Here is a 1,238-nt window from a genome sequence, read left to right on the forward strand (position 1 = left end):
CTGGCCAAGCAGTCGTCCACCTTGTACGCGACCAATCTGCTGCGCCTGACCGAAGAGCTGTGCAAGGCCAAGAATGGCGTGGCCGTGGTGAATATGGAAGACGATGCGATCCGCGGCCTGACCGTGGTCAAGGACGGCGAAATCACCTGGCCTGCTCCGCCCCTTGCCCAGGCGCCCAAGCCAGCCCCCAAACCGGCCGCGGCTGTGGTGGAGCAGAAGAAAAGCGGTCATGGCCATGGCGCTGCCGGCCCGCTGCCTGCCAAGACCTTGGCCATTATTTTTGCGATTGCCGCCGTGGCCTTCTGGTTCATCGGTGCCTACGCGCCTGCGGCCTTCCTGGGCCACTTCACGGTGTTCGTGCTGGCTTGCTTCATCGGCTACATGGTGGTGTGGAATGTGACGCCTGCGCTGCACACGCCGCTGATGAGCGTGACCAACGCCATCTCCAGCATCATCGCCATTGGCGCTCTGGTGCAGATTGCACCGCCTGCAACGGCGGGTACAGCTCGCCCTGATGATTTGATTCGTTGGCTGGCCTTTGCAGCGCTGGTGCTGACTGCCATCAATATGTTTGGCGGCTTTGCCGTGACACGTCGCATGCTGGCCATGTTCCGCAAATAAGAAGAACGAGCACAAGAGAGAAACACCATGTCCCAAAGTCTCGCAACGGTGGCCTATCTAGGGGCTGCCATTTTGTTCATCCTCAGCCTCGGCGGCCTGTCCAACCCCGAAACCTCGCGCCGCGGCAATCTGTTCGGCATGGTCGGCATGGCGCTGGCCGTGCTGGCCACCGTGTTCGGCCCGCGCGTCGATGCCGGCGGCATCGCCTGGATCGTCGGCGCGCTGGTGGTCGGTGGCGGTATCGGCCTGTATGCGGCCAAGGTCGTCAAGATGACCCAGATGCCCGAGCTGGTCGCCCTCATGCACAGCCTGGTCGGTCTGGCGGCCTGTCTGGTGGGCTTTGCCAGCTATGTCGATACCTCCATCGAGCTGGCGGGCGCAGAAAAAGCCATTCACGAGGTGGAAATCTACGTGGGCATCCTGATCGGTGCCGTCACCTTCTCGGGCTCGCTGATTGCCTTCGGCAAGCTCAACGGCAGGATAGGCGGCAAGCCGCTGCTGCTGCCCGCACGCCACTGGCTCAATCTGGTCGCGCTGCTGGTGGTGATCTGGTTCGGCCGCGAGTTTCTGCATGCCGAAACCGTGGCCGACGGCATGTTGCCGCTGATCGTGATGAG

The 1,238-nt window shown here is 62.6% G+C and carries 2 protein-coding genes; both read left to right on the forward strand.

Going from position 1 to position 1,238, the window contains the following annotated elements; all coding sequences use genetic code 11:
- On the forward strand, window positions 1-621 hold a 621-nt coding region (locus P353_RS26350), incomplete at its 5' end, for a proton-translocating transhydrogenase family protein (protein WP_034376273.1).
- 27 nt (window positions 622-648) lie between these two features.
- Window positions 649-1,238: NAD(P)(+) transhydrogenase (Re/Si-specific) subunit beta (locus P353_RS26355; protein ID WP_034376276.1), on the forward strand; the 590-nt coding region annotated here is incomplete at its 3' end.

Source organism: Comamonas testosteroni (assembly GCF_000761245.1).
Taxonomy (GTDB): Bacteria; Pseudomonadota; Gammaproteobacteria; order Burkholderiales; family Burkholderiaceae_C; genus Comamonas; species Comamonas testosteroni_C.